The sequence below is a fragment of the Pseudoalteromonas sp. SG43-3 genome (genome assembly GCF_014164385.1).
In the GTDB taxonomy this organism is placed as follows: domain Bacteria; phylum Pseudomonadota; class Gammaproteobacteria; order Enterobacterales; family Alteromonadaceae; genus Pseudoalteromonas; species Pseudoalteromonas distincta.
In genome coordinates this window covers 202857-228165 of record NZ_JACJFC010000002.1, presented here as the reverse complement: position 1 = coordinate 228165, position 25309 = coordinate 202857, and the positions used below count along the sequence as shown (strand labels likewise).

The 25309-nt window shown below is 40.3% G+C and carries 19 protein-coding genes; 11 read left to right on the top strand and 8 right to left on the bottom strand.

Going from position 1 to position 25309, the window contains the following annotated elements; genetic code table 11:
• The first annotated feature begins 25 nt into the window (after window positions 1-25).
• From H5157_RS02810 to H5157_RS02800, 3 genes are all read left to right on the top strand, one after another.
• A complete protein-coding gene (locus tag H5157_RS02810; protein WP_182673696.1) occupies window positions 26-646 on the top strand; it encodes a glutathione S-transferase family protein in 621 nt (206 codons plus the stop codon).
• A 49-nt stretch (window positions 647-695) separates the two neighbouring features.
• A complete protein-coding gene (locus H5157_RS02805) occupies window positions 696-1388 on the top strand; it encodes a cupin domain-containing protein (protein ID WP_182724084.1) in 693 nt (230 codons plus the stop codon).
• A gap of 121 nt (window positions 1389-1509) precedes the next feature.
• Entirely contained in the window at window positions 1510-1890 is a 381-nt protein-coding gene (locus tag H5157_RS02800) for an STAS/SEC14 domain-containing protein (protein ID WP_182724083.1), read from the top strand.
• Window positions 1891-1986: 96 nt separating this feature from the next.
• Here the strand turns inward: H5157_RS02800 and H5157_RS02795 are convergent, their stop codons facing one another.
• Window positions 1987-2874: a LysR family transcriptional regulator gene (locus H5157_RS02795; protein ID WP_182724082.1), complete on the bottom strand. Its 888-nt coding sequence runs from the start codon at window positions 2872-2874 to the stop codon at window positions 1987-1989.
• Between the two features lie 119 nt (window positions 2875-2993).
• Between H5157_RS02795 and H5157_RS02790 the strand changes: the two genes are divergently transcribed.
• The 3 genes from H5157_RS02790 (at window position 2994) to H5157_RS02780 (ending at window position 5035) form a co-directional block, all read left to right on the top strand.
• Entirely contained in the window at window positions 2994-3872 is an 879-nt protein-coding gene (locus H5157_RS02790; RefSeq protein ID WP_024595728.1) for an MBL fold metallo-hydrolase, read from the top strand.
• 40 nt (window positions 3873-3912) lie between these two features.
• On the top strand, window positions 3913-4563 hold the full coding sequence (locus H5157_RS02785) for a DsbA family protein (RefSeq protein WP_182695368.1): 651 nt from the start codon (window positions 3913-3915) through the stop codon (window positions 4561-4563).
• 82 nt (window positions 4564-4645) lie between these two features.
• A complete protein-coding gene (locus H5157_RS02780; RefSeq protein ID WP_149603532.1) occupies window positions 4646-5035 on the top strand; it encodes a nuclear transport factor 2 family protein in 390 nt (129 codons plus the stop codon).
• A 45-nt stretch (window positions 5036-5080) separates the two neighbouring features.
• Here H5157_RS02780 and H5157_RS02775 read toward each other — a convergent pair whose 3' ends face one another.
• The 3 genes from H5157_RS02775 to H5157_RS02765 form a co-directional block, all read right to left on the bottom strand.
• A complete protein-coding gene (locus tag H5157_RS02775) occupies window positions 5081-6028 on the bottom strand; it encodes a carbohydrate kinase (RefSeq protein ID WP_039488389.1) in 948 nt (315 codons plus the stop codon).
• Window positions 6029-6141: 113 nt separating this feature from the next.
• On the bottom strand, window positions 6142-8538 hold the full coding sequence (locus H5157_RS02770) for a TonB-dependent receptor domain-containing protein (RefSeq protein ID WP_182724081.1): 2397 nt from the start codon (window positions 8536-8538) through the stop codon (window positions 6142-6144).
• A 171-nt stretch (window positions 8539-8709) separates the two neighbouring features.
• Window positions 8710-9936 carry a sugar MFS transporter gene (locus H5157_RS02765; RefSeq protein ID WP_039488390.1) on the bottom strand — a complete coding sequence of 409 codons (1227 nt, stop codon included), beginning with the start codon at window positions 9934-9936 and terminating at the stop codon, window positions 8710-8712.
• 176 nt (window positions 9937-10112) lie between these two features.
• On the opposite strand from H5157_RS02765, the gene gtfA reads away from it, so the two are divergent.
• Window positions 10113-11585, top strand: a complete 1473-nt coding sequence (gene gtfA / locus H5157_RS02760) for a sucrose phosphorylase (protein WP_182724080.1) — start codon at window positions 10113-10115, stop codon at window positions 11583-11585.
• Window positions 11586-11680: 95 nt separating this feature from the next.
• Here gtfA and H5157_RS02755 read toward each other — a convergent pair whose 3' ends face one another.
• Entirely contained in the window at window positions 11681-12712 is a 1032-nt protein-coding gene (locus H5157_RS02755) for a LacI family DNA-binding transcriptional regulator (RefSeq protein ID WP_024591929.1), read from the bottom strand.
• An 80-nt stretch (window positions 12713-12792) separates the two neighbouring features.
• Complete coding sequence (locus H5157_RS02750) at window positions 12793-13686, bottom strand: AraC family transcriptional regulator (RefSeq protein ID WP_024596981.1); 894 nt, start codon at window positions 13684-13686, stop codon at window positions 12793-12795.
• Between the two features lie 171 nt (window positions 13687-13857).
• On the opposite strand from H5157_RS02750, the gene H5157_RS02745 reads away from it, so the two are divergent.
• From H5157_RS02745 to H5157_RS02730, 4 genes are all read left to right on the top strand, one after another.
• On the top strand, window positions 13858-15378 hold the full coding sequence (locus H5157_RS02745; RefSeq protein WP_182724079.1) for an aldehyde dehydrogenase family protein: 1521 nt from the start codon (window positions 13858-13860) through the stop codon (window positions 15376-15378).
• 433 nt (window positions 15379-15811) lie between these two features.
• Window positions 15812-16075, top strand: a complete 264-nt coding sequence (locus H5157_RS02740; RefSeq protein WP_024596980.1) for a hypothetical protein — start codon at window positions 15812-15814, stop codon at window positions 16073-16075.
• A gap of 130 nt (window positions 16076-16205) precedes the next feature.
• Window positions 16206-18377, top strand: a complete 2172-nt coding sequence (locus tag H5157_RS02735) for an SEC-C metal-binding domain-containing protein (protein WP_182724078.1) — start codon at window positions 16206-16208, stop codon at window positions 18375-18377.
• 301 nt (window positions 18378-18678) lie between these two features.
• Window positions 18679-18978 (top strand): hypothetical protein, encoded by a 300-nt coding sequence (locus H5157_RS02730; protein WP_024596978.1) that lies wholly within the window; start codon window positions 18679-18681, stop codon window positions 18976-18978.
• A 313-nt stretch (window positions 18979-19291) separates the two neighbouring features.
• On the opposite strand, the gene H5157_RS02725 is transcribed toward H5157_RS02730, so the two are convergent.
• Window positions 19292-22225 carry a TonB-dependent receptor gene (locus H5157_RS02725; RefSeq protein WP_182724077.1) on the bottom strand — a complete coding sequence of 978 codons (2934 nt, stop codon included), beginning with the start codon at window positions 22223-22225 and terminating at the stop codon, window positions 19292-19294.
• Between the two features lie 65 nt (window positions 22226-22290).
• Complete coding sequence (locus H5157_RS02720) at window positions 22291-24951, bottom strand: glycoside hydrolase family 16 protein (protein WP_182724076.1); 2661 nt, start codon at window positions 24949-24951, stop codon at window positions 22291-22293.
• Window positions 24952-25309 lie beyond the last annotated feature (358 nt).

The following is a 25309-nucleotide window of genomic DNA, read 5'->3' as shown; positions in this document are numbered from 1 at the left end:
TTAAACAATAAAGATAGAGATTGCTATGAAAATTTATGATGTAGAAAACTTTCCAAATCCACTTCGTGTTCGTATCGCTTTAGCTGAAAAAAATGCCACTTCAAATGTTGAGTTTGTACCTGTTGATTTATTAAATGGTGAACACAGAACAAAAGCCTTTTTAGCTAAAAATCCATTAGCAGGTGTACCCGTATTAGAGCTAGATGACGGCACGTTTATATCAGAAAGTACCGCTATTACTGAGTATATTGATACCGCATTTGAAGGCCCATCTTTAATGGGTGAAACCGCAAAAGAGCGTGCAGTAATTAACATGATGCAAAAGCGTGCAGAATCTATGGTTCTTGACGCTGTGGCAACTTACTTTCATCATGCAACTGATGGCTTAGGTCCTGAGCTTGAAACATATCAAAATGTGGCTTGGGGTGAAAAACAAGGCGAAAAAGCGCGCCAAGGGTTTAGCTATTTTAATGATGTACTAGCGCAATCGGCGTTTGTTGGCGGCGAGCAGTTTAGTATTGCTGATATTACATTGTATGCTGGGATGGTATTTGCTGGATTTGCACAAATAGCAATCCCGAATGAGTTAACCCATTTAGTTGCATGGCAAGAAAAAGTAGCAAAACGCCCAAGTGTTGCAGCTTAATTAGGTTATTAGTTTAAAATTTAAGTGAAGTTACGCTTAGGAGCCAAATATGAAAATAGCTGCCGATTTTAGTAAACGAGTTGTGGTACATAGCGAATCACTTCCGTGGGTTGCATCGCCAATGGCGGGCGTTGATAGGCGAGCGCTCGATAGAGTGGGCGACGAAGTTGCTCGCGCAACGACCATTGTTCGTTATGCACCTGGGAGTGAATTTTCGCCGCATGTACATACAGGCGGTGAAGAGTTTGTTGTGCTTGAAGGGGTATTTCAAGATGAGCATGGTGACTTTGCGGCAGGTTCTTATATCCGTAATCCACCGCAATCAAAGCATAAGCCGGGGTCTGAAAATGGCTGCGTTATATTTGTAAAGTTATGGCAGTTTCAACCAGATGACCGAACGCACGTGCGTTTACAAACAAACTTGATGCAAAGTACGGTGCATCCTAGTTTTAAAAATGTTGCCGTAACCCCTTTATACAAAGACGACTTTGAAGAGGTAAGCTTGTTTCACTTTAAGCCCAACGCCTGCATGGTTATAAACGCAAAAGGCGGAGCTGAGCTGCTAGTACTTGAAGGCTCATTTGATGAGCAAGCAGATACCCTTATAAAAAACAGTTGGTTAAGAGTGCCTATTAATAGCTCCGTTAACGTTAAAGCGGGAAGTAATGGTGCAAAAGTATGGCTTAAAACGGGTCATTTGACTGACGTAGAAAACCAGATATCTCGCGTACAAAATGCGTAATTGAGTCGTTTATTTGAGACTATTTAATGATCTAGCTCAGGACTATTTATTGATTTAGTTCAGGACTAATTAATTTTAGAAGGTGTACTTTTACCACTCAGCCTATTTAAGGAGAGCAGTAATGGTACACACAACACATGGTTTATCGATTGGTCTTGAACGTGCAGGAAGAGAGTTTTTTTTAAAACTTAAAGCCGTTGGTACGCTTACTCACGACGACTACAAAATAATTACCCCAATGATAAACTCAGCTCTTGGCGAAGTTAAGCATCCAGTGGTGAATGCATTAATAGACGGTAGTGAACTTGAAGGTTGGGAATTACGTGCAGCGTGGGACGACCTCAAGCTAGGTGTTAAACACTCTGAAGAATTTAAAAAAGTAGCTATTTACGGTAATAAAGAGTGGCAAGCTCGAATGGCCAAAATCGGTAACTGGTTTATATCGGGTGAGGTTCAATACTTTGAAAATGCTACCGCAGCTATAGATTGGCTAGACGAATAATAAATCTCTTCTTTCAAAAAAATAGCGCTTACAAAGCGCTATTTCAACTCTTAAATAAAGGACTTATAGCGAACGTTTAATAGTTTTCGCTTATTGTTAAGTATCAATTTTATCAAAATACGTTACTAAGCTATCAATAAATGAACGAAGTGCAAGTGACTGATGTTTCCTAGAGCGGTAAATACCGTATATGCTCAAAGTTTGTGGTTTAAGGTGTGGTAGTAAATGTATTAACTTTCCATTATTTATATATTTCTGCGCAGCAAACTTAGGTTGTAGAGTTATTCCTTGATTATTAAGAGCAGCTTTTAACAGTAAGCTCGAATCATTAGCACTGAAGTTACCAGCAATCGCTACAGATACGGGTTTTTCAGGGTGTGAAAAATGCCACATACTTTTTTCAAACCGTGAATAGTTTAAACAGTTATGGCGACTCAAATCATCCGTAGTTATAGGCTTAGAGTTTTTTTCTAAATATTCTGGGCTTGCACATAATACTGAATGGCATTTCCCAAGTGGGCGAGCAATTATATTAGGATCTAAGTCATTGGTAATTCTAACTGCTAAATCTATTCGCTCTTCTACCAAATTTGTAACGTGATTACTAATTTGTACATCAATACTGACTTCGGGATGAGCGTGCAAGAATTGTTGCAACATATTTGGTAGTACATCATGTGCTAAAAAAGGCGAGCACGACAACCTAATTTGCCCGTTTAATCTGTTATTACTTTCTATTGGCGCACTGATGTTTTGGGCGATGGCAATGAGCTCTCGGCTATGATTAAGTACTTTTTCACCCTCTGACGTGAGTGTTATTTTTCTTGTTGACCGATGGAGTAGTTGGGTATTTGCCCCCTTTTCCATTTGATTCAAATACCGTGTAACCATAGATCTAGACATATCTAAAGCACGGGCAGCACCGGCTAGACTTTTCTGCTCTACAATTTTTATAAATACATCAGCTGCAATAATTCTATCCATTCACTTTGCCTATATGTTCGATTTATGCAACAGATAGTTGCATTCTGCCTAGTTTTTAATTCTTAAATTGCAACATACAATAGCCTCATCTTAACGAAATAACAAACAGGCTACTGAGAATGAAAAAAGTTAAACACGTATTAGCAGCAACAGCTTTATTAGCAAGCACATTAATGCAACCGGTATTAGCGCAAAGTGAATTAGTTGTTGATGTATATAACCCACAAGACAAAAGTATTTTTGCTGTTTCATCAAGCATTATAAGTGGTGATAACGAAGTGTTATTAGTGGATGCCCAATTTCAGCGTAATGATGCACAAGCATTGGTTGAAAAAATAAAAGCGAGCGGTAAAACATTAACAGCTGTTTATATTAGTCACAGCGACCCTGATTTTTACTTTGGTTTAGATGTAATTAAAGCTGCTTTTCCAAAAGCAAAGTTATTAGCGACTAAATCAACAGTAGAGAATATTAAACGCTCAATGCAAGGAAAGTTAAATTATTGGGGGCCTATTTTAAAGAGCAATGCACCTAAAGAACTTATTTTGCCAGAAGTAATGCTATCAAATAGCCTAACTATAGATGGGAAAGAAATTATTATTAAAAATTTACAGCATGATCCAAAGCATACTTACCTTTGGATCCCTTCTATAAAAACAGTGCTGGGTGGGGTTGTAGTATTTGATCAAATGCATGTGTGGTTGGCCGATTCGAGTACTGCTGCAGAGCGTCAAACTTGGCAGTCAACATTAGATAACATCGAGAATTTAAAACCACAGACTGTTATTCCAGGTCATTTTTTACAGGGCAGTAAACAAGACCTTTCTGGTGTGTCATTCATGAAAGGATACTTAAATAAAGCGGATAGCGCTGCAAAAAATGCAAAAAACTCAACTGAATTTGTAGAGATAATGACTCAAGCTTACCCTGATTTAGGTGCAAGAAGCATCTTAGAGTTGGGCTCAAAAGTGGTTATGGGTGAGATGCAATGGCACTAAGTGCCCTTGCGTTAAGCAATTATTTAGATAGGAAATATTAATGAAAAACGTAACGTTACATATAATTGTTGACCCTTTATGTGGTTGGACTTACGGCAGCGTGCCCTTGATCACCGCTGCTGAAAATATTGATGGTTTAATTGTAAAAGTACACAGTGGAGGTATGCTAACAGGTGATAATGTCAAACCTGTGACTCCTGCATGGCGTGAATTTGCACTTAAAAACGACAGTGTCATAGCGAAGAAAACCGGTCAGGTATTTGGTAGTAACTATACTGATGGGCTTTTAAAAACCAACGATATTATACTCAACTCGGCTCCGGCTATTACCGCTATATTGGCAGCGCAAGAGCTTGGTATATCAGGTGGGGAAATGCTTAATAGTATTCAACATGCTTATTATGCTCAGGGTAAAAACATTATGCAGCTGCATGTACTGACTGATATTGCATTGGAGCTGGGTTTAAACAAGGCCTTATTTGAAACCCACTTTAATGCGCTAGAAGGCGGTGCAACAGATCAACATATAGCACAAAGCCGAGGCTTATTGCACGATATTCATGGGCAAGGCTTTCCTAGTGCAGCATTTGAATTTAACACAGGTAAGTGGCAAAAAGCCGATATAGCCCATTATTATGGAAAAACTGAGCAGTGGGTTACCTACTTACAGCAATCAGTTGCGCTAGTATAGTGTGATGAAATTTCTAAATAATAAAGCTGTTTATATTACAGCTTTATTGAGCTTCCTTTTTATAGTGCAAGGGTGTGCAAAAATGAACAACATAGACATAATTAAAAGTACGTATGAAGGCAAAACATCACAAGAGAATGGGCAAAATTTAGTTGCTCATGCAAGTGATACTATTACTTGGAAAGAGGCTGACGGTTTTGCTTATGCTGGTACATACCATGGTATGAATGACATTACTGAACATGTTTTTCAAAAGCTTGCAAGCGAGTGGTATAACTACACGTTTACGCCACAAAACTACTTATCCCAAGATGATACTGTTGTAGTGTATGGCACGTACTCTGGTACTTATATTAAAACGGGTAAAAAAATGCAAGCTAGGGTCGCGCATATTTGGCAGCTTAAAAATCAAAAAATAACGCACTTTGAACAAATAGTGGATAGTAAAATGGTGTTTGATGCTATGCAGTAACTACGCGTTACTGCATATATTTGAACTTAAAAAACATTAGGTCTATTAAAGTACATCAGCCAGCACAGGTAATGCCGGAAATGCCCCTTTAGCTAAACACGCTTTAGAGCCACATTTAAGAGCAAAGTGCAGAGCGCCTTTTACGCTCGCTTTATCATTTAGTTTATCTGCTAGTGGTAAATCACTTCCTAAGTTATTTAAGTAGTATAAAACCCCCGCTATAAATGCATCACCTGCGCTTGTTGTATCTACGGCGTTTATTTTTGGTGCCGATTCGTTAAGTGTAAATGCGCTGTGGTAAACCGTGGCAGGCTCTGGTCCATCGGTTAAAAACACCAGTTTTACTCCGGTATTTAATAGCATTTGAATGTAATCATCGCTCGTTGTATCGCTATGCTGAGCTAAAAAATTAAGTTCGTCACGCGAGAGTTTTACTATGTCACAATAGGTGTAACAGGCTTTTACATTGCTTGCTATATCGTTTGTGTTTTCCCACAAGCTGTAGCGTAAATTCACATCAAAACTGACGAGCTTATTATTCGCTTTTGCAAGTTCTAGCGCTTTAACCGTTGTGTTGGCAATTGCTGATTCGGTTAATGTGTTTGAACAAAAGTGTAGTGTGCTTATTTCTTGCCAATTTATATGCGCTAAATGCGCCTGCGTTAATAGTACATCGGCTGTGTTATGGCGATAAAAGCCAAAACTACGCTCGCCGGTTTCATCAAGGCTTACTATAACCATGGCGGTTTGTGAGCCTGCAATGGTAAATAAATAGTCTGTATTTACATTGTATTGCGCTAATGCATTACTTAATTGATTGGCAAAATGATCGTCCCCTTTACCACCACAAAATGCAGCCTCTGCGCCGAGTTTTGCGTAGCCAACAGCTACATTGGCAGGCGCGCCACCTGGTATAGGTAAATAGGCTGAGTTATTAGCATCTTGTGGCAGCATATCAATTAATAGCTCGCCTAAGCACAGGAGTTTAGTCATTTGGAATATCCTAAAAAGCCTAGCAAGGCTAGGCTAAAAAACGTGAAGGGTGTTATTTATTCATACTTTAAAAGGCGCTACAGTGACTACTCACCGCAGCGCAATACACACATTTAGTTAAAAGCGTATTTTAAAGTTACCGACGTTGTGCGGCCGTTAATAGTACGGGCACGAATAATGTTATTTTCAGGTACTGAACCTTCTTCGGCTTCTGTAATACCTACTGTATCGAAGAGGTTATTCACATTAAGCGCAATATTAAGGTTTTCAGATAAGTCATAGCTTACAAAGCCATTTACCTGTGTGTAGCCGTCAAATTGTAGATCGTTATTATCTTGAGCGTATGCATCGGTAGTACCAATGAAACTTACCCCTGCAGCGCCTTTTTCATAGTTGTAACGTGCCATTAATGAGTAAATTAAATCGGCTTGACGACGTGGCGTATTACCTACAACATCTGGGTTAAGCGCATCTTTTGCTATTTCTGCATCGGTCCAAGTTAAATTACCGCGAAAATCCCATGCATCAATAAAGTAAGTAGATTCTATTTCAATCCCTTTTGCTTCGTATTCACGGTCAAAAAACGTTTGTGATGTTGCTTCAAAATTTTGCTCTTCAGTTTCGGCAAAAAACGCAGTAGCAAACACTGATAATGAATCAAAGCGCTTTTTAACACCAAACTCAAACTGGTTTACTTCATCAACAGCGTCTTCTTTTGCAACAGAGCCGTCGGCGCGTACTTTACCAAATAAAAGACGGTCAGCATTTGCACGCCCACCTTTACTAATACGTGCAAACGTAGCAAGGCTTGGGTCAATTTGATAATTAGCACCAATTGAATAAGAAGAATAGTTCCAGTCATAGTTTACTGGACTTGCGTTGGCAATATCAATACCTGCAACGTTTTGCTCAGGGATTGATATTTCTCCGTCGCGGTTCATATCTACAGTTGATGTTACGGCACCTGCATAGTTACCGCGAGCTTCGCCACTGTCGTAACGGGCACTTGCATCAATGCTTACGTCGCCTAATTTAGTAGAGAATGCAACGTATGGTGCACGGGTGTCGTACTCTGTGTCGTAATCACGTTGGCAACAGTTTCCCCAGTAAGGTGTGCCATATGCATATAAACCATTTTCTGAAAATTCAGTACCGTCAGCTGCAGTAACATTTAATAATGCAGCATTGTCGCCTTTAAGCTCCATAAGGTATGAATTCCATAACCACGACATAGCAATGTTTTGTGTTGACGCGTAATAACCAAAGGTAATGCTGGTGTCATCATCAAACGATTTAGTTAGTTTAAAGTCGTTAACTAATGAATCGAAGTCGTTCATTGTTACGTCAAACGTATGAATTCGCATAGCAAGGTCGTCGTTAAATGCAGCGCCCGTGTTTGCGTTACTGAGTGTTGCGCCTACACCACCAATGCTCTGTGCAATAGATGATGCGCTGCCAACCTCTGCAGGAATAAGCGAGTTAAAGTTGCCGCTTATTGATGATTTACGAAAACGGTTTTCGATACGCCAATCGTTATCTAAATCAAATACAGCTTCAAAACCAACAGAGTCAACCTTTGGATTCATACCATCGCGAATATCGCCGCTACTGATTTGGTTTTCACCATTTAAACGTACTGTTTTAGTAAATAACGCTGAGTGAGGTGTGTCTGATTGCGCATCAAAGCCAGCAATAGAGTCACCATTTGAGTACATTGGCATAGGAAGGTAGCCAACACTCTTATCGTCTAAGTGTTTGTAATAAAGGCGAACGTAACCGTTGTCGAAATCTTTAGTAAGATTAGCTTTTATTTGGCCACCTTTATTAGACGTGTAACCTGTTTCGCGCGGGCCTTCGCCTTGTCGAACAAAGCCACCAACATGAAAACGCACGCTATCGGTTAAGTAAGTGCCGTATTCAAAGTCTGTACGAACGCTGTCGTAATCTAAGCCAAGTGTTGTAGATACACTGCCAGATTCGTTTTCGCCATTTTTAGAGATAAAGTTAATAATGCCACCAGGTGCATTACTTGCGGCAGTAGATGCTGAGCCACCACGAATCGATTCGATAGTTTGCACAGTGTTATCTAATCGCATAAAAATATCTGAATTACCAAAAGCGATATCACCGTATTGCAGTACAGGTAAACCATCTTCTTGTAATTGTAAAAATTTTGCACCGCCTGAAGCAACTGGCAGGCCACGAACAGCAATATTTGCATTACCTTCGCCACCTGTCGATTCTGCTCGGATACCAGGAATGATTCTAAAAGCCTCGGCTGTTGAGCGAGGAGTAGACACCTGAACTTGTTCAAGTGATACGCTACTAACTGAAACGCTTGAAGCCATGATTGTTGTTCGACGTGGTACGCCGGTTACAACTATTGTTTCAAGACCTTTGTTTTGTGATGCTTCAGGTTTTGCTTGGTCTGTTTCTTGTGCGTTAACGCCTTGACTTACGGCAAGTGCTAAAGCGCTGAGTAAATATAAAGGTGTATTGTGTGTTGTCATGTGAACGCCTCGTTGTGTTGATCCCAGTAGGATTTGTTATTTTCACTTAATCGATTAAGTAAAAATAACAAATATTTTACAATAAGCAAATTATTTTGTGTTTAATTTGCTCTTTTATTATTCATATGTTGATTTTAAAAGTATTTTTTATTGTATTGAGATACAAATTTATTAAGCTGTTGGGTTATTTTCTTGTAAAGCACTCATTGATGGGTCGCGTAAATAATTGAACAACATAGCTACAAATAAAATCACGGCAAACCCTGTTGCTAAGTAAAAGCCATAGCGCACATGGCCAAAGTAATCGCTGATCATACCCATAAATAAAGGAGCTAAAGCAGCCGATAATGCGGTAAAAAATAATATAACGCCGGCTACGGCTCCATGGCGCTCAGCAGGAAAACACGATATACCTTTAGAGTTTAAAGTTGGATAAACCATAGACATAAATAAACCTGAAAGAGGTAGTAACCCTACAGCCCAGTCAACGCCACCAATAAGTGTACCCACATAACAAAGCGCAATACCTAAGCTTAAATAAGCCATAACACCTTGCCAGCTATAACGATTTAGTAACCATACGGCAATAAAACGACCTGCAGCACGTAGTATAAAAAATATAGTAAGTGCATAAGTGGCAAGGAGTGGCCAAGAGCCTGTGTAGTCCTTTAATAGCGTTGGCATCCATACATAAATAGCCACTTCAGTCGCTACATAAAGTGCAATAGCTAAAGAAAAGCCAAGTGCATAAGGGTTTTTTACCATTTTCATGGTCGTGGCCAAAGAGGCTGGCTTTTCAGTTGTTTTAACTACGTCAGGGTAGTCTGCGCGCCATGCTAATAAAGCAAGGATTAAACACATTACGCCCGCGGTAATATACAGGTATGTCCAACTAACGTTTTGCACTAATAAAACACCAACTAGGGCAGGGCCTACAATAGCGCCAATGCCAAAAAAGCCCTCAACCTTGTTCATAGTTTTAGTATGGTCGTCGTTACTATGTGAAATATCGCCAAGCAATGCCAGTGCGCCGGTTTTAAATAAACCAATGGCCAGGCCTATGCAGCAAAGCAATACTAAAAAGAAAGTAAAACTGGTGCTAAATGCAAATAAAAAACAACTCGCGGAAAATATTAATAGACCTAGCATAATGGTTTTTTTACGGCCAAGGCTGTCAGCTAAAAAGCCTAAAAATAATCCACTAAAGGCAATGAGTGCCATAGGAGCGTAATGAAATGCACTAGCTTGAGTCATGCTCAAACCGAAATCTTTTATAAGTTCGGGGATTATCATGCCGACTGCGTCAGAGGTCATGGCAAACATAAAAAACATCATGTATGTAAGCCAGCGTATTTGTTGCAGTGGGTCGCTGCTTACGTGAGTGTGTGATTTTGTCATGTGTTTATTCCTCGTTAAATTCTCTATTAATACTTCGTAAGTCAGTCAGTTGCTTACTGTAGTATTACGTGAGACACGAAATTTGTATGTAAAATTATTAAAAATTACTTGTAAATTCTTACTCGCTAGTTAAAGATATATCTTAATCGATTAAGTTTCAACACGGTAATCACACAATGATGAAGAATAAAGTTCAATTGATCACATATGCTGATCGAATCACTGGCCAAAATATAGGCGCGCTAACCACACTTTTAAACGGCCCTTTAAAAGGCGTATTTGGTGGTGTGCACTTATTGCCATTTTACAATCCTATTGATGGCAGCGATGCTGGCTTTGACCCTATTGATCATAGTGAAGTTGATTCTAGAATAGGCACTTGGGAAGACATACAAGTATTAGGTAAAGATCTCGACTTAATGGCTGACCTAATTGTTAACCATGTATCGGCGCAGTCTTTTCAGTTTCAAGATGTATTAGCTAAAGGTAAGCAATCAGAATTTTGGGATTTGTTTTTAACCAAAGATGATGTATTTCCAAATGGTATGAGCGAAGCTGAGCAAAAAGCAATTTACCGCCCACGCCCAGGTAGTTGCTTTACGCCAATGCAGTGCGGCGACGGCCAAACGTACGACTTTTGGACCACTTTTACCGATAACCAAATTGATATAAACGTAAAAGTAGAAGCCGGTGTTGCGTATTTAAATAACGTACTTACTAAATTTTCGGCTAACAATGTAAATATTATTCGTTTAGATGCGGCGGGTTACGCCATTAAGCAAGCTGGCACTAACTGCTTTATGCTTGATGAAACGTTTGGCTACCTAGATAACTTATCTAAGCAAGCAAACGATTTAGGCATGGAAACCATTGCAGAAATTCATAGCCATTATCAAACTCAGGTAGAAGTGGCAAAACGCGTAAATATGGTTTACGACTTTGCGTTACCACCGCTTATTTTACACAGCTTATTTAACAACGATGTAGATGCACTACTCAAATGGTTACAAATTTCGCCACGTAATTGCTTAACCGTACTTGATACACACGACGGTATTGGCATTATTGACGCAGGTCCAATGGGCGACAAACCAGGGCTATTAAATGCACAGCAGATTGATAACCTAGTAGAAACTATGCACGCCAACAGCAACAACCAAAGCCGCCAAGCTACGGGCGCTGCAGCGAGTAATGTCGACTTATATCAAGTTAACTGTACGTACTACAACGCATTAGGTGCTAAAGACTTTGATTACTTACTGTCGCGTGCAATTCAATTTTTTGCTCCAGGTGTACCACAAGTGTATTACGGCGGCTTATTTGCCTGTGAAAATGATATGGAGCTATTAGCTAATACAAATGTTGGCCGTGATATTAACCGCCCATATTTAGATGCAAATATAATCGACAAAGCCTTAAATAAGCCTGTAGTAAAAGGTTTAATTGAATTAATTAAAATTCGCAATTCACACCCTGCATTTGCAGGTGAATTTAGCGCCCAAGGTGAAGGCAGTATGTGTTGTTTATCGTGGCAACTAGATGAGCAAACTATTTCACTTACTGTTGATTTTAAATTACGCCATGCACTTATTACGCAGGTAAATGGTGATGAAGAAACAACGATTAACTTAAATTCATTTTTAGCTTAATGTTATAAAAGTAATTTACAAACGCCATGTAAAGCAAAAGCCAAGCTTAAGTAGCTTGGCTTTTTAACACATAAAACTATTACAAGGTTTGTAAGCTAACTACTCGCACCAATCTCTAATTCGTAACTGACTTCCTGAGTTTTTTCTTCTTTAGAAATAAATAATTCAGCGGCTATAACGCCTTTTTCTTGGCTGTTTTGATGAATGGTGGTGAGGCGAGGCACAAACCGGGCTGCTTCATCAATACCATCAAAGCCCACAATACGCAGTTCTTCACCTATTTTTATGCCTTGTTTTATTGCTTCTCGCATTGTGGCAAGGGCAATTAAATCACTCATACAAATAATAACGTTAGGGCGAGGGGAGGCACTTAAAACCTCTTTAGCAGCAATATTAGCAAAACGCTCGCTGCTTTCAGGAATGTTCCAAATACGATCGTCAGCCACCGTAATATTTGCCTCGCTTAAAGCGCGTTGATAACCACGTAAACGTTGATGCGAAATAGATTGTCCGGTTTCAAATTCGTGATGCTCATACACGCGGCATAATACGTTTTCATCAAGTAACCTAAGCCCTAATATAGCCACTTTATCGTTTTGATTATGTAGTACGTGTTTAGCAATTTCGTAACTTGCTTGCTCGTTATTAATATTTACAGAGGCATTGCGAGCAATATCAAAATCAATTGTCACTACATGTTTAGACACTGTTTTTAACTGCTCTACTAACGCGTTATTACGAGGGCGGCCATAACAAATAAAGCCATCTACAAAGTCGACCACGTTGTTAAGGTTATCGCTATTACCTGAAAACAATAAAACATTAATGCCATTTTTTTCAAGCACCGAGGTAACACCGCGCATAAAGCTGCTAGCTACAGGGTCCGACACCATGTATTCCACACTATCGGGCAGCACTAAAGCGACAATATTAAATGTGCCGTTACGCAATGATTGCGCGGCCTTATTAGGCCCGTAATAGCCCAAAGTTTTACACGCTGCAAGAATATCGTCTCGGCGTTTAGCCGATAGCTGATCAGGGCGATTAAACGCATTAGATACTGTCGCGTTAGAAACACCTAACTCTTTAGCAATACTTTTTAGGGTCCAGCGGGTTTGCTTACTCATACCAATTCTTTACTCAATACTCATGTTAATAAACTAACATATTCAGGGCGTTAGCAAAGTAAAAAAATAAGATTTTAGGGCTAATGTCGGCATTCTTTAGGCGCAATGCCAAAGGTTTGTTTAAATAGGCGACTAAAGTGGCTCGCGCTATTAAATCCAACATCAAAGCACACTTGGCTAATTGCATGGCCTTGTAGTAATTGAGTACGCGCTTTTTTTAGTCTTAACTGTTGCTGCCAAAGGGCTGGGGTAGTGCCAAATGCGAGTTTAAATTGATGATAAAACTTACTTCGGCTCATACATGCTATTTTGCATAAGGTATTTATGTCGAGCGTTTCACTTAAGTGTTCTTCAATATAAAGCAGGGCATCGCTCACTTTTGTTTTAAGGCGTGGCTTATCGCAGCTAGCTAGCAATAGCTCGCGGCTTTGTTGTTGTAATAAACGGGTGATCAATTCGTTCAACGACAAATCAATCAAGTAATGTCGCTGTGCGCCTTGCTCACTAAATAAATGCACCATGCGCTCTAATAATTGCTGCGTTTGAATATTATGTTGGGTATGCACTAACTGAGGTACATATTCAAATAAGCCATCGTGTGCAAAATTTTGCTGCATGTTTAGTGCATTCGCCACGCTCGTTATTTTATCTGTGCTAATTTCAATGGCTAAACAGGTGGTTGGGGCGTGCATTGATGCTTGTGGAAAATCAATTAAAACACCTTGCTCTGGCGCTAATACAAACGACTCGTGTGGTAAAAATACTTTATGGTATTGGCTCCTTTCTACGTGCATTACCTTTTTGCCGCTTAGCATGGCACAAAACAGCAGCTCGTTTGAGTGCAGTGCTACCTTTTGCGCGCTTTGATACGTGTCGTAAATACTCAACTCACTGCTATCTGCAGCGAATGTGACTTTATTTTCTATTAATACATCAAGTTGTTGGCGTTTTTTGTTTAACTGAGATGTGTGCATATCAATCCTTTAGGTTTTATTAGTTTGGACTCACAGACAACTTTTGTGGACAGCTAATCAAGTTTTTAGGTACTTGTTAGTTTAATGTCAATCAACATTGATTAAATATAAAGCATTTTGTTTTATATAAATGTTCGACCTTTAGCTAACAACAATAAAGAGAGCACACACATGATATATGCAAATCCAGGTAGCGATGGCGCACTCGTAAACTTTAAACAACAATACGGGAACTACATTGGCGGAGAGTGGGTGAAGCCAGTAAATGGCCAATACTTTGATAATATAAGCCCAGTAAACGGTAAGGTATTTTGCCAAATACCGCGTTCAGACAAAGACGACATAGAGCTGGCTCTCGATAAAGCGCATGCAGTGCGAGAGCAATGGGGCACAACGTCGGTGACCGACCGAAGTAACATACTGCTAAAAATAGCCGACCGAATTGAGCAAAACCTAGAGTTACTAGCTGTTGCCGAAACATGGGATAACGGTAAAGCAATTCGTGAAACACTCGCTGCTGATATTCCGCTAGCGGCAGATCACTTTCGCTACTTTGCAGGGTGCCTACGATCGCAAGACGGCACTATAGGTGAAATAGACGCAACCACCGTTGCGTATCATTTTCACGAGCCACTAGGTGTGGTTGGGCAAATTATTCCGTGGAATTTCCCTATTTTAATGGCCGCCTGGAAACTAGCGCCAGCACTTGCTGCAGGTAACTGTGTAATTTTAAAACCGGCTGAGCAAACACCAGCTTCTATTTTAGTTTTAATGGAGATAATTGGCGATTTACTCCCTGCGGGCGTATTAAATATAGTAAACGGCTTTGGTAAAGAAGCGGGTGAAGCACTGGCAACAAGCAAGCGTATCGCTAAAATTGCATTTACGGGTTCAACGCCTGTGGGCTCACATATTTTGAAATGCGCTGCTGAAAATATTATTCCTTCAACGGTCGAGCTCGGTGGTAAATCGCCCAATATATTTTTTAATGATGTAATGGAAAAAGACGATGCTTTTTTATCAAAAGCTATAGAAGGCGCCGTACTTGCTTACTTTAACCAGGGCGAAGTATGTACCTGTCCATCAAGATTATTTATTCAAGAAGATATATACGAGCAGTTTATTGAGCGGATACTCGAACGTACCCAACAAATTAAACGCGGCAATCCACTCGACAGCGAAACCATGGTGGGCGCTCAAGCTTCAAAAGCACAGTTTGATAAAATACTTAGTTACATAGACATAGGCAAAAAAGAAGGCGCTGAAGTACTCACCGGCGGCAACGTAGAGCAGCTAAATGACGATTTAAACGGCGGTTATTACATACAACCTACACTGCTTAAAGGTACAAACGACATGCGTGTATTCCAAGAAGAGATTTTTGGCCCTGTTATTTCTATGTCGACCTTTAAAGATGAAGCCGAAGCACTTGAACTTGCCAACAGCTCAGAATTTGGCTTAGGCGCAGGGGTGTGGAGTAGAAACATGAACCGTGCTTATCGCATGGGTCGTAAAATAGAAGCAGGGCGAGTGTGGACCAACTGCTATCACATGTACCCAGCACATGCTGCATTCGGTGGTTATAAAAAATCAGGAATAGGGCGCGAAACGCACAAACTGGCACTTGATCACTACCAACAAACTAAAAATTTATTAGTGAGCTACAGCGAAGACCCGCTCGGCTTTTTCTAATAAAGCAATTCAAACTTAAACACAACAACCATTAAGTAATGAGGGCGCTGCATATTTGCAGCGCTTTTATTCACATTGCTCACAACGCTACTTTAAGCGTGTTGTAATATATAAGTACAATACCAGCCGGGTTCAAAACGTTAAAACCTAAGCGTTTTAATAACTCATTACCTGCGTTAAAAACGATTTTACGATATTAACTTTTTATAAAAGTTGCTCTAAAAATGTGCAGTGATTTATGCATTGTCGGATATTACTGCTCTCCCCCATTTTGGTGTGTTACAGCATTAACGGAGATTTCTTTGTAGTTAACTAATTGTTTACAGGTGGTTATTTGCTGGCTAAGATAAATGCATTGTAATATAGGGACATTTGTCGGTTTATAAAACGACAAATGTCGTAGACAAAGTTGTTATATTTTAAGGAAACAAATTTGAATTCTGAAAACAGTGAGCTTCTCTATCCGATTGAGTCTAGAAAAGATGGAAATAAAATCATCTATGATGTTATCGATGTAGATGGAAAAGTTATGAAATCGTTTAGCACCAAGGATGAAGCTAAATCTTACTCGATAAAGCAGCAAGATATCGCTCAAAAAAATGAAATAGAGCGTATTGAAGAATTTATCAAAGGAAAGACGGACTCAAAAAAACAGGTTAAAAAAAGCCGCTCAGAGAAGCTTGGTAAAAAAATATAACAATCACTTTAAGCCGCTCGCAGGCTCGCTGGGACAGTAACGCATGGGCTCTGTCGCTTCGCTCGGATTCTAGCCCATGCGTTACTGCCCCTTATGTGGGTGTTAGGCAATACAATCTGGAGAGCACTGGATGCCGGAAAATAAAATAGCCAGAAAGGAAAGCGAAATATTTAAAGAACTAGAAGTTCTTTGCCAATCTACCGGTTACATCCACGCAATCGCATATTTCTGTTTTCGAGATAACACCATCAGATACGCTGATGAAGTGAAGCCTGAAGATGTATTGCAACAATTCTCAATGGAGCGTTTGGTAAGAACAGAAATATCTACACTAATTGGACTGGCAAGTAAAAAGAATATAGATGCAACAATACCTTCGCCAGAAGTGATGCAAGAATATATTAGCGGAACAGATGCTTTACTTCAGGAGTTGCATCATTCCATGATGCCACCAATGCAAGAGATATTTGACCCAAATAAAATTGGTGATGCTGACTTTAACCCTTTCAATTCTGGCGCTGTATTAAGAGAGTCAATTTTTTATGGGGGTGAATCAGCATACCACTTTCAGTATAGAGATCTAGCTGAAGATAAGTACAGAAAAGATAACGCATGGCTAATTGAAAACAAAGGCTATTCACTTGAGCAAGTCATGTCTGTTGTATCAGCAATTCAGGTGTTGCAGAACGACAAGATTAATGATGCTCTTGTTGGTTTAGCAAATAAACATCCAAACGAATGGACTTTCTTTGAAGCTTATACCTTTTCCTTGAGAGAAATAGCCGCTAAGTCCGGATTGGATGTTGAGGCTTGTAGGTGTGTTATTGAATCTTTTGTTTCGCCAATTGAACAAAACGACTTCATATCCTTAGATGACTTTAATCCAATAAATGCCTATCCAATAATAAAGCTTGAAGAAGATAAATACTTACTGTTTCAAAATTACAGTTTGGTAGAAGCGTTATACGAAACGCCGTTTTTTTGGTTCAATTCGGATGCGGCGTACAGAAGTATTGCGATGGGACATCGCGGCGAATTTACAGAAGAATTTTCAAGCAGAAGGCTTGTGCGAGTTTTCGGAGAAAAACGAGTTTTTCAGAATGTTGATATTGTTGATGCGAAGCGCAATAAAGTTGGTGAAATAGACGTTCTTGTAGTGTTTGCAAATAGAGCAATAGTATTGCAGGCAAAGTCAAAGAAACTGACTATAGCTGCCCGCAAAGGGAACGACTTATCTCTAAAAGATGACTTTAAAAAAGCCGTTCAAGATGCATATGACCAAGCCTTTTCATGTTCAAATTATTTATCTGACAATAACTATAAGCTCTTAGACGAAAAGGGTAATGAAATAACCATCAGAAGAGAATTTAAAGAAATCTACCCCTTCTGCGTGGTATCTGATCATTATCCCGCTTTGTCATTTCAAGCTAGGCAGTTCCTCAAGCAAAATCCTACCGATTTGATTAAACCAGCATTTGTGATGGATGTTTTCTTCTTGGATGTTGCAACAGAGATGCTAAGGTCTCCTTTGCACTTCCTAAGCTACGTCAACAGAAGAACGCTGTATGGCGATAAAATATTATCCACTCACGAGCTAACGATCTTGTCATACCATCTAAAACAAAATCTCTGGATGGATGGTGAATACACAATGATGCAGCTAGGAGATGACATTTGCGCTGACTTAGATCTTGCAATGATGACGAGACGAGATGGCATTCCTGGCAGTGAGACTCCAGATGGGATATTAACAAAGTACGAAGGAACGCACTTCGACAGATTGGTTAAAGACATTGAATTGCGTGAACATTCAGGCACTGTAGATTTCGGTTTTATGCTGTTGACACTTAGTGGCGACACAATCGAAATGATTAATGACGGAATATCGAAGTTAGTTGAATTGGGGAAAAAAGATGGTAAACATCATGATTTAACACTTGGCATAAGTGAAGGAAGTACGGGGCTTACTATTCACTGCAACAATGACTCAGATTCCGAGGCTGCGAAGCGGTTAGATCGTCATTGTGAGGTCAGGAAATATGAGCAGAAGGCTGACCAATGGTTCGGTGTATGCATTGGCACCAGTTCCCAAAGGTTGAGATTTGGTGTTAGTAAAGAGTTTAAATGGGAACAGTCTGATGAAATGGACAAGGCGACTAAGGGTCTTCCTAAGCCTCAGTCATTGAAAGGAAAAAGTAAGGTTAATTTTAACACAGTAACTAGAAAATCTAAGAAGATTGGGCGTAATGAAAAGTGCCCATGTGGTACTGGGAAAAAACACAAGAAGTGCTGCTTAAAATAGGGAGCTTGCCCCGACTATGCCTAACAAAAAGCTGCACGCGGATAAATTACTCGCTACGCTCCCAATTTACCGGTGAGCTTGGCGTTGAGGCTGTAGAAGAATTAACAAGATGTAGAAGAATTAACAATAAACCCATCCAAACTTTGCGTTTTTTGATGCCCAGATTCTAATGGGTTAAATAAAGTAGGTGTCATCATAATTTGCTTTTTAGGTACAAACTAATTGCCTTAAAGCATAAAGCTATATAACTTACTAAAGTGAATACATTTTATTGACGTACATTAATTAGCAGGAACGCCGAATGAACAATAAAATACTCAAATCATCTACCGCTACGTATCAAAGTGGTGTTGCAAAAGCCGATGGTAAATTTTATGTAACGCAAGGTGAAGTACGTTTTGAGCCATACAATGAAAGTGCTGGTTTAGGGCCTTATACTTTTACACGAAGCGCAATCGTAAAAATTGAAAAGTCAGCAGGGACAGGCGCAGGCATTTTACCACTAACAAGCGATGCCATAACAATCACTTTAGATAATGAAGATACTTATGACTTTATTTTAGCAAACCCCGATGAATGGATTCGTCTACTCAAGCATTAAGCAATCTCTAGAGCTGGCATTTAGGTAAAAATAAACGAAGCACCCATCTTAACTTTGCAGTTTAGTAAAATATGCATTAGATTTTTGCCTAAAAAATAGACTAGTTGTTTTGTGGTAATTGCAATTAGGCTTGGTTAAAACAAAATACAATCACTGTATTATGCGCTACATGGGGCAGGAGACTTTTACCAACCCGATGTGGCATATAACGGCATTGATTGGACAACTGATGTATTGCTTGAGCAAATAAAAACGTTATAAAAAAAGCCGCTTGTTGAAACAAGCGGCTTAACTATTCTAACTAGGGAATAGTTTAAAACGTGTAACGGGCACCAATTGAGTAGCGTGGGCCGTACTGATTAGCAAATAAAAACTGCTCTTCGTAACGGCCGTAGCCTTCTTCGGTGGCATTATTTAAGTTTATGCCATCAAAAAATACGGTTACGTTTTCGTTTACATCGTAGTTTACGCTCATATCCCACTGGCCATACGCTTTAGCATATTGCGGAGGCGCATCAGCTGAACCTTGTGCTTGGCCAACACCAATTAGGTATGAGTCGCGCCATGCGTAAGTAATTTTAACAGATAGGCCATCTTTTTCGTAAAAGCCTTGGAAGTTAGCTGAGTCACTTAAGCCTGTAAGCGGTGCTTGTTGATCAAGGCTTTCGCTATCAAATTCAACGTCGCCATCTACAAATGTCGCGTTAACACCTACACCAAAACCGGTTTCACCAATTAAGTGCTGAACAGCTACTTCAAAACCATCTACCGATTTACTGTCGGTGTTTTGTGGTTGGCTAATATTCCATGTAATTAGCGGATCGTCGCTGTTTGGTTCAATAACGCCATTTGCATTGCCGTAACCGCTGGCAATCATTTGTGCAAAAATAGCGTCGGTTGTTGCTTGCTCACCACGTGATTCAATATCGCTTACGGCTTGTAAGTAACGAGGGCCGTTTAAAATATCGTGCAAGCCATCAATAGTGGTTTGCGTAATGGTGGTTTGAATAAAGTTATCAACATCTTTTTTAAAGTATCCAACAGACGCGTAGCTACCTTCTGCGTAGTAATACTCAAGTGATAAATCAAGGTTTGTTGATTCAAACGGCAATAAGTTTGTATTACCTTGGCTACCTGTACGAGAACCCGGTTTTGGGCTGCCTGTTAAACTACGGCCACCGGCTAAATTACCTAGTGGTGCACGCGACATTGTTTTACCCCAAGATACGCGAGCTACTACGTCTTCAGTTAAATCAACACTTACGTCGATTGAAGGTAGTAAAACATCGTAATCACCTTGTTGTTCTAAGAAGTTATCATCGCCGCCCGCAGCGTATTGCATGATCCACTCAGAAGCGCTGATCCAATTAACTTGATCTTCAACGCGTTGACGTACAGTACTGGTTACATCTGTTTGCTCATAGCGTAGGCCTGCATTTACTTTTACGTAGTAGTTACTTACGTCAAATTCCCAGCTTGATTGAACATAAAAGCTATTAGTGATTTCTTCTACGTAGCTTTCGCTGTCAATACCATCCATATATGCATTTGCGGCGTATGCATCGCCGCCTGTTACATCTGCTGTTAAGTAAGCAATTTGGCGCGCAACAGCTTCGTCAAAATCGTAGGTATAGTAGTAACCAGGTTGTAAGTCACTGCCGCCCCCTTCAAATTGATCTAAAAGGCCCGATGTATCGTGACGGGTAAACATGCCGTCTGGGAATATTTCTGTATATGATGGGTTAAAGCCTGGACCACCTACTAAACCACTCCACGCGGTGTAACCACCGGTGTTTTGTTCTGTACGTGATGCGCCAAATTTAACTTTAACTAAACCAATGTCATAACTTTCGTTATACCATGTTGTATGTAGCTGTAATTGTTCAATGTTTGATTCACCCGGTGAGTGAGTAAATTGACTAAAGTTTGAATCAATTTCGCCAGGCGTTAATTCACTTGTGCCATTTAACCAATTAACTTGTGCACTGGGTACTTCGCCTGTGCGGTAATCATAAATTTTATTAGCTAGCTGATCAGAACCTAAAATTACTTGGCCGGCACTTCCCAGCCCATTGTCGGCGCCGTTATCGGTTTCGTTTTTAGAGTCGTGGTAATCAAGCTCTACGTGCCACGTGGCGCTAATTTCCCAATCTAGGTTTAAACCAAGTGAGCGCGCTTTTACTTCTGTAGTGCCTTTGTTGGCTGTAAACGAGGCATCGTTACCGCTAATATCAGCATAAACAGCCGTACCATTTTCATCAAGCTCGTAGCCATTAATATTGCTACCAAAGTCGTTCCAAATACCCCAACCAATACTTTGAGAACCTGTAACTGCTTTACTTGCAGTGTAATCAAGTGTTGCTACAAAGCCATCTACCGGTGCATATTGAAAGGTAACTTGTCCGTTTGTACGTTCACGTTCTACATCTTCAATAGAGTAGTTCATGTCTTTAGGGAAATAGTAGTTACCTGCAGGGTCTGTGCGGTTATCAACGACGTTGCTGCTATCTAATTCAGGTAAGTCTACGTTTGCCTGCCAGCCTTGAATATTTGCACTTTGTTTTTGAAAGTCACGCTCTTGGTGCGAAAACGAAAAACCAAAGCCAAAAGTGTCATCTACAAAAGTATTACTGTAAACAGTAGAAAACTCTGGTGTTACGTCATCACCAGCTTCGTTTGACGAGTCGTGATTTGCTTTAACGGTTGCTGAAAAGTTTTGACCCGGCTTTTGAAAAGGGCGCGCAGTAGAAATATTAACTGTTGCACCTAAGCCACCGCTTGGCACGTCTGCACGTGCTGTTTTAAAAACTTCAAGGGCACTTACGCCCTCAGAGGCAACGTTTTCAAGGTTGTACGAACGTGTATAACCTGTGCCCGGCATTTGGCGGCCATTTAAGGTTATTAAGTTAAACTCAGGGCCAAAACCACGTACTGTAATTTGGCTACCTTCACCGTTTGCGCGACTAACCGATACACCGGTAATACGTTGTAATGATTCTGCTAAGTTGGTATCTGGGAATTTACCCATTTCTTCAGACGAAATGGCATCTACAATACCAGAAGAGTCGCGTTTCATATCCATAGAACGAATAAGTGAACCACGAATACCTTTTACTTCAATAACTTCTACATCAGATGAAACGCTTGTTTGTGCTTCTGCCGCAATAGCTGTGTTTAATGTGCTCGCAGCAATGATGAGAGACACAGAAGCCGCAAGTTGGCTCTTTTTAAAATTGAATGTGTTCATAATAGCTCTGCTTTATAAAATGTTGTTGTGTAGCAATAGGCGCTAAGCGCCTATTGGTGTGTGTTTTATGGATTTGCAATAATCACGTTGTCTATACGGTAAAGCGCGCCATCGCCCATGTCCCAGCTAGGAAAAACCATAATTACGTTTAATGCGCTAATGTCTAAGCCTGCATCAAACAATTGCTGAAGAGGGAAGGTGTATGTTTGCCATTCGCCCGTTACAGGTGCCTGGCCTTCAACACTGCTTGATAAAGCAAGCTCTACGGCACTCGATGTACCAATTGATTCAATTTTAAATAGCCACTGAGCGTCAATATCTGAAGGGGCTGATACAACTTTCATATCAAATTGAACTACACCATTTTCAAGTATTGCAGAGGCATCAAACGATACGTCTTCATCAGCTATAAAGCCCATTACTGTAGCAGTAGAACCAATGCTAAATTGCGCTACTGCGCCATGCGCGTCATCATCGGTTTCTGTTGTTGGTGTAGAGCCACCACAACAATCCCAAATACTCCACTGATCGGCAGCTGCATCTTTAAATACAGTAAGCTCACCCGTTGCAGCTGGCGCTGCATTTGGATTATAAATCTTAACGTTATCTACACGGTAAACAGAGCCTTCACCTGCACCCCACGCTGGGAAAATCATCAGTACATCTATAGTACTTACATCTAAGCCAGCAGCTGCAAGATCAGACAATTTAAATGTATATGTTTGCCACTCGCCAGTAACTGGCGCTACGCCTTCAACACTTGCCGTTAACTCAAGCTCTACTGCAGAGTCGCCGCCATTTGACTCAACTTTAAACAACCACGGTGTAGCTGGGTCGCTAGGAGTAGAGGTTACTTTTAAATCAAATTGAATAACGCCTTCATCTAAAATGCTACTAGCGTCAAACGATTCGCCTGCGCCTCCTGACGATGTGCGGCTATTAAAGCCCATCACAGTAGGCTCTGCACCAATGCTAAACTCTGCAGTTAGACCATGTTCTTCATCATCCATAGCTTCAACAGGGGTTGAGCCACCACAACAATCCCACATTGGCCATGCTAGATTTTGCTCATCAGTAAAAATAGTAAGTTCAGGTGATACGCCTAAGTTATCTTGAGTAATCTCAACATCGTCAATTAAATAAACAGCGCCTTCACCTGCGCCCCATGTTGGAAACACCATGATCACATCAATTGCACTGATATCTAAATCTGCAGCATCTAAATCTTTTAGTAAAAATGTATAAGTTTGCCATTGGCCAACAACAGGGCTTACGCCTTCAACACTGTCTGTGATCGGCATTTCTACTGCGCTAGAACCTTCATTACTTTCAAGTTTTACAAGCCAAGCTGCATCAGCTGTGCCTGGTGCATTTGTTACTTTCATTTTAAAGCGAACGTAACCTTCATCCAGCATTGGAGATGCATCAAACGGGCTGGCTTTTCCTGCTTCGTCAGTAATAAAAATCTCACGGCTAATAAAGCCCATTACAGTGGGTTCTGCACCTACTACAAATTCAACTACATCACCTTGGGTTTCATCTGCAACAATAGCGGGAGTAGAACCACCACAACAATCCCATGCAGGCCAATTTGGATTAAATGACTCACCAAAAATAGTTAGCGGTGTTGCAATGCCTGTCGAAGGTGGGCTAGGAATTGGTGCATCGCCTTCAAGCAAAGCATCATCTAGGCTATTGTAACCTGGGCGAATAGTTTCACAGCCTTTACCTGTTTCAGGGTTTGATGCACATTGATAAACACGTACGTAATCAATAGCAAAGGTTTGGCCGTTTTCAAATGCGCTAGCGTCTACACCTAAATCATTTACGTTTTCAGGCCAGTCACCGCCTACTGCTAGGTTTAGCAATAAGTGAAAGTCTTTATCAAATGGTGCGCTATCCCAATGCGTTGTAAGTTCGCCAGAACCTTGTTCAAAGTATTCTGCAAACCAACCACGATGTTTTAGGCCTACAGCCTCACCACTTGCATTAGTACGAACTTCTGATTGACGCTGAGTTGCATAAAGGTAACCGTCTACGTACCAGCGAATTTCACCTTCTTGCCATTCAACAGCATACGTGTGGAAATCATCTGCTGGATTAGTATCTTCAGGGAATTTGTATTCTTTACCTGTATAGCTGTTATCTGGCCACGCGCGTCCGTAATGAAGTGTGCCGTGGATACTAGACTCTATACCGCCGTCTTCATCTGGTGTTTTAAGGTTTACTGATTCTAAAACATCTATTTCGCCAGAACGAGGCCAAGTGCCGTAAACTTCATCAGTTGGCAGCATCCAAAATGCTGGCCAGCTACCTTGTCCTGATGGAAGTTTGGCGCGCACTTCAAAGCGACCATATGTAAAGTCGGCGTTGTAACGCGTATTTAAGCGCGCTGAAGTGTAAGGTTTTTCTGCACCCTCTTCAGCGGGTAGGGCAACAATGTTTAACACACCGTCTGCAATAAATGCATTTTGCTCACTGTCGGTGTAACACTGTTTCTCGTTGTTACCACCGCCATCGCAGTTTAATTCATAGTTCCATTTGTTTGTATCAATGGCTGAGCCTTCAAACTCGTCGCTCCAAACCATTTGCCAATCTGATACTGGCTCAGAGGCATCTACATTTTCAAAATTTGATTTAGTGGCAGAGTCACCACCACAGCCAGCTAACGTAACTAAAGAGATAGCGGCAAGTATACGTGTAATGTGCGTTGTTTCAATGTTCATAACTGAACCCCGGTTTCAACAGATTATTGTCAGATTAATTGTTTTTTGAGCTTTGTTCTTCATACTGTAAGCGCTTACATTTTAGATTGTGTTTTGTAAGCGCTTACAAATGATATTGTGGAGTACGCAAATGGTCAACATATTTGTTTATTTTATTTACAATTAGTTTACGGTAAGACCAGTTTACCAATTTTAGATTGTATATAAATTGCAGTTTATACAATTAGTTATGTTGTTTGTGTTTTTTGATGAGAGCGTGAGCGGAATATTTTTTACGTCAAAAAAGTAGGAAAGGACTTAACAATTAAAAGGTTAGTTACAGGTATATTTATAGTATTTAAGGAGTATTTTGTTTATA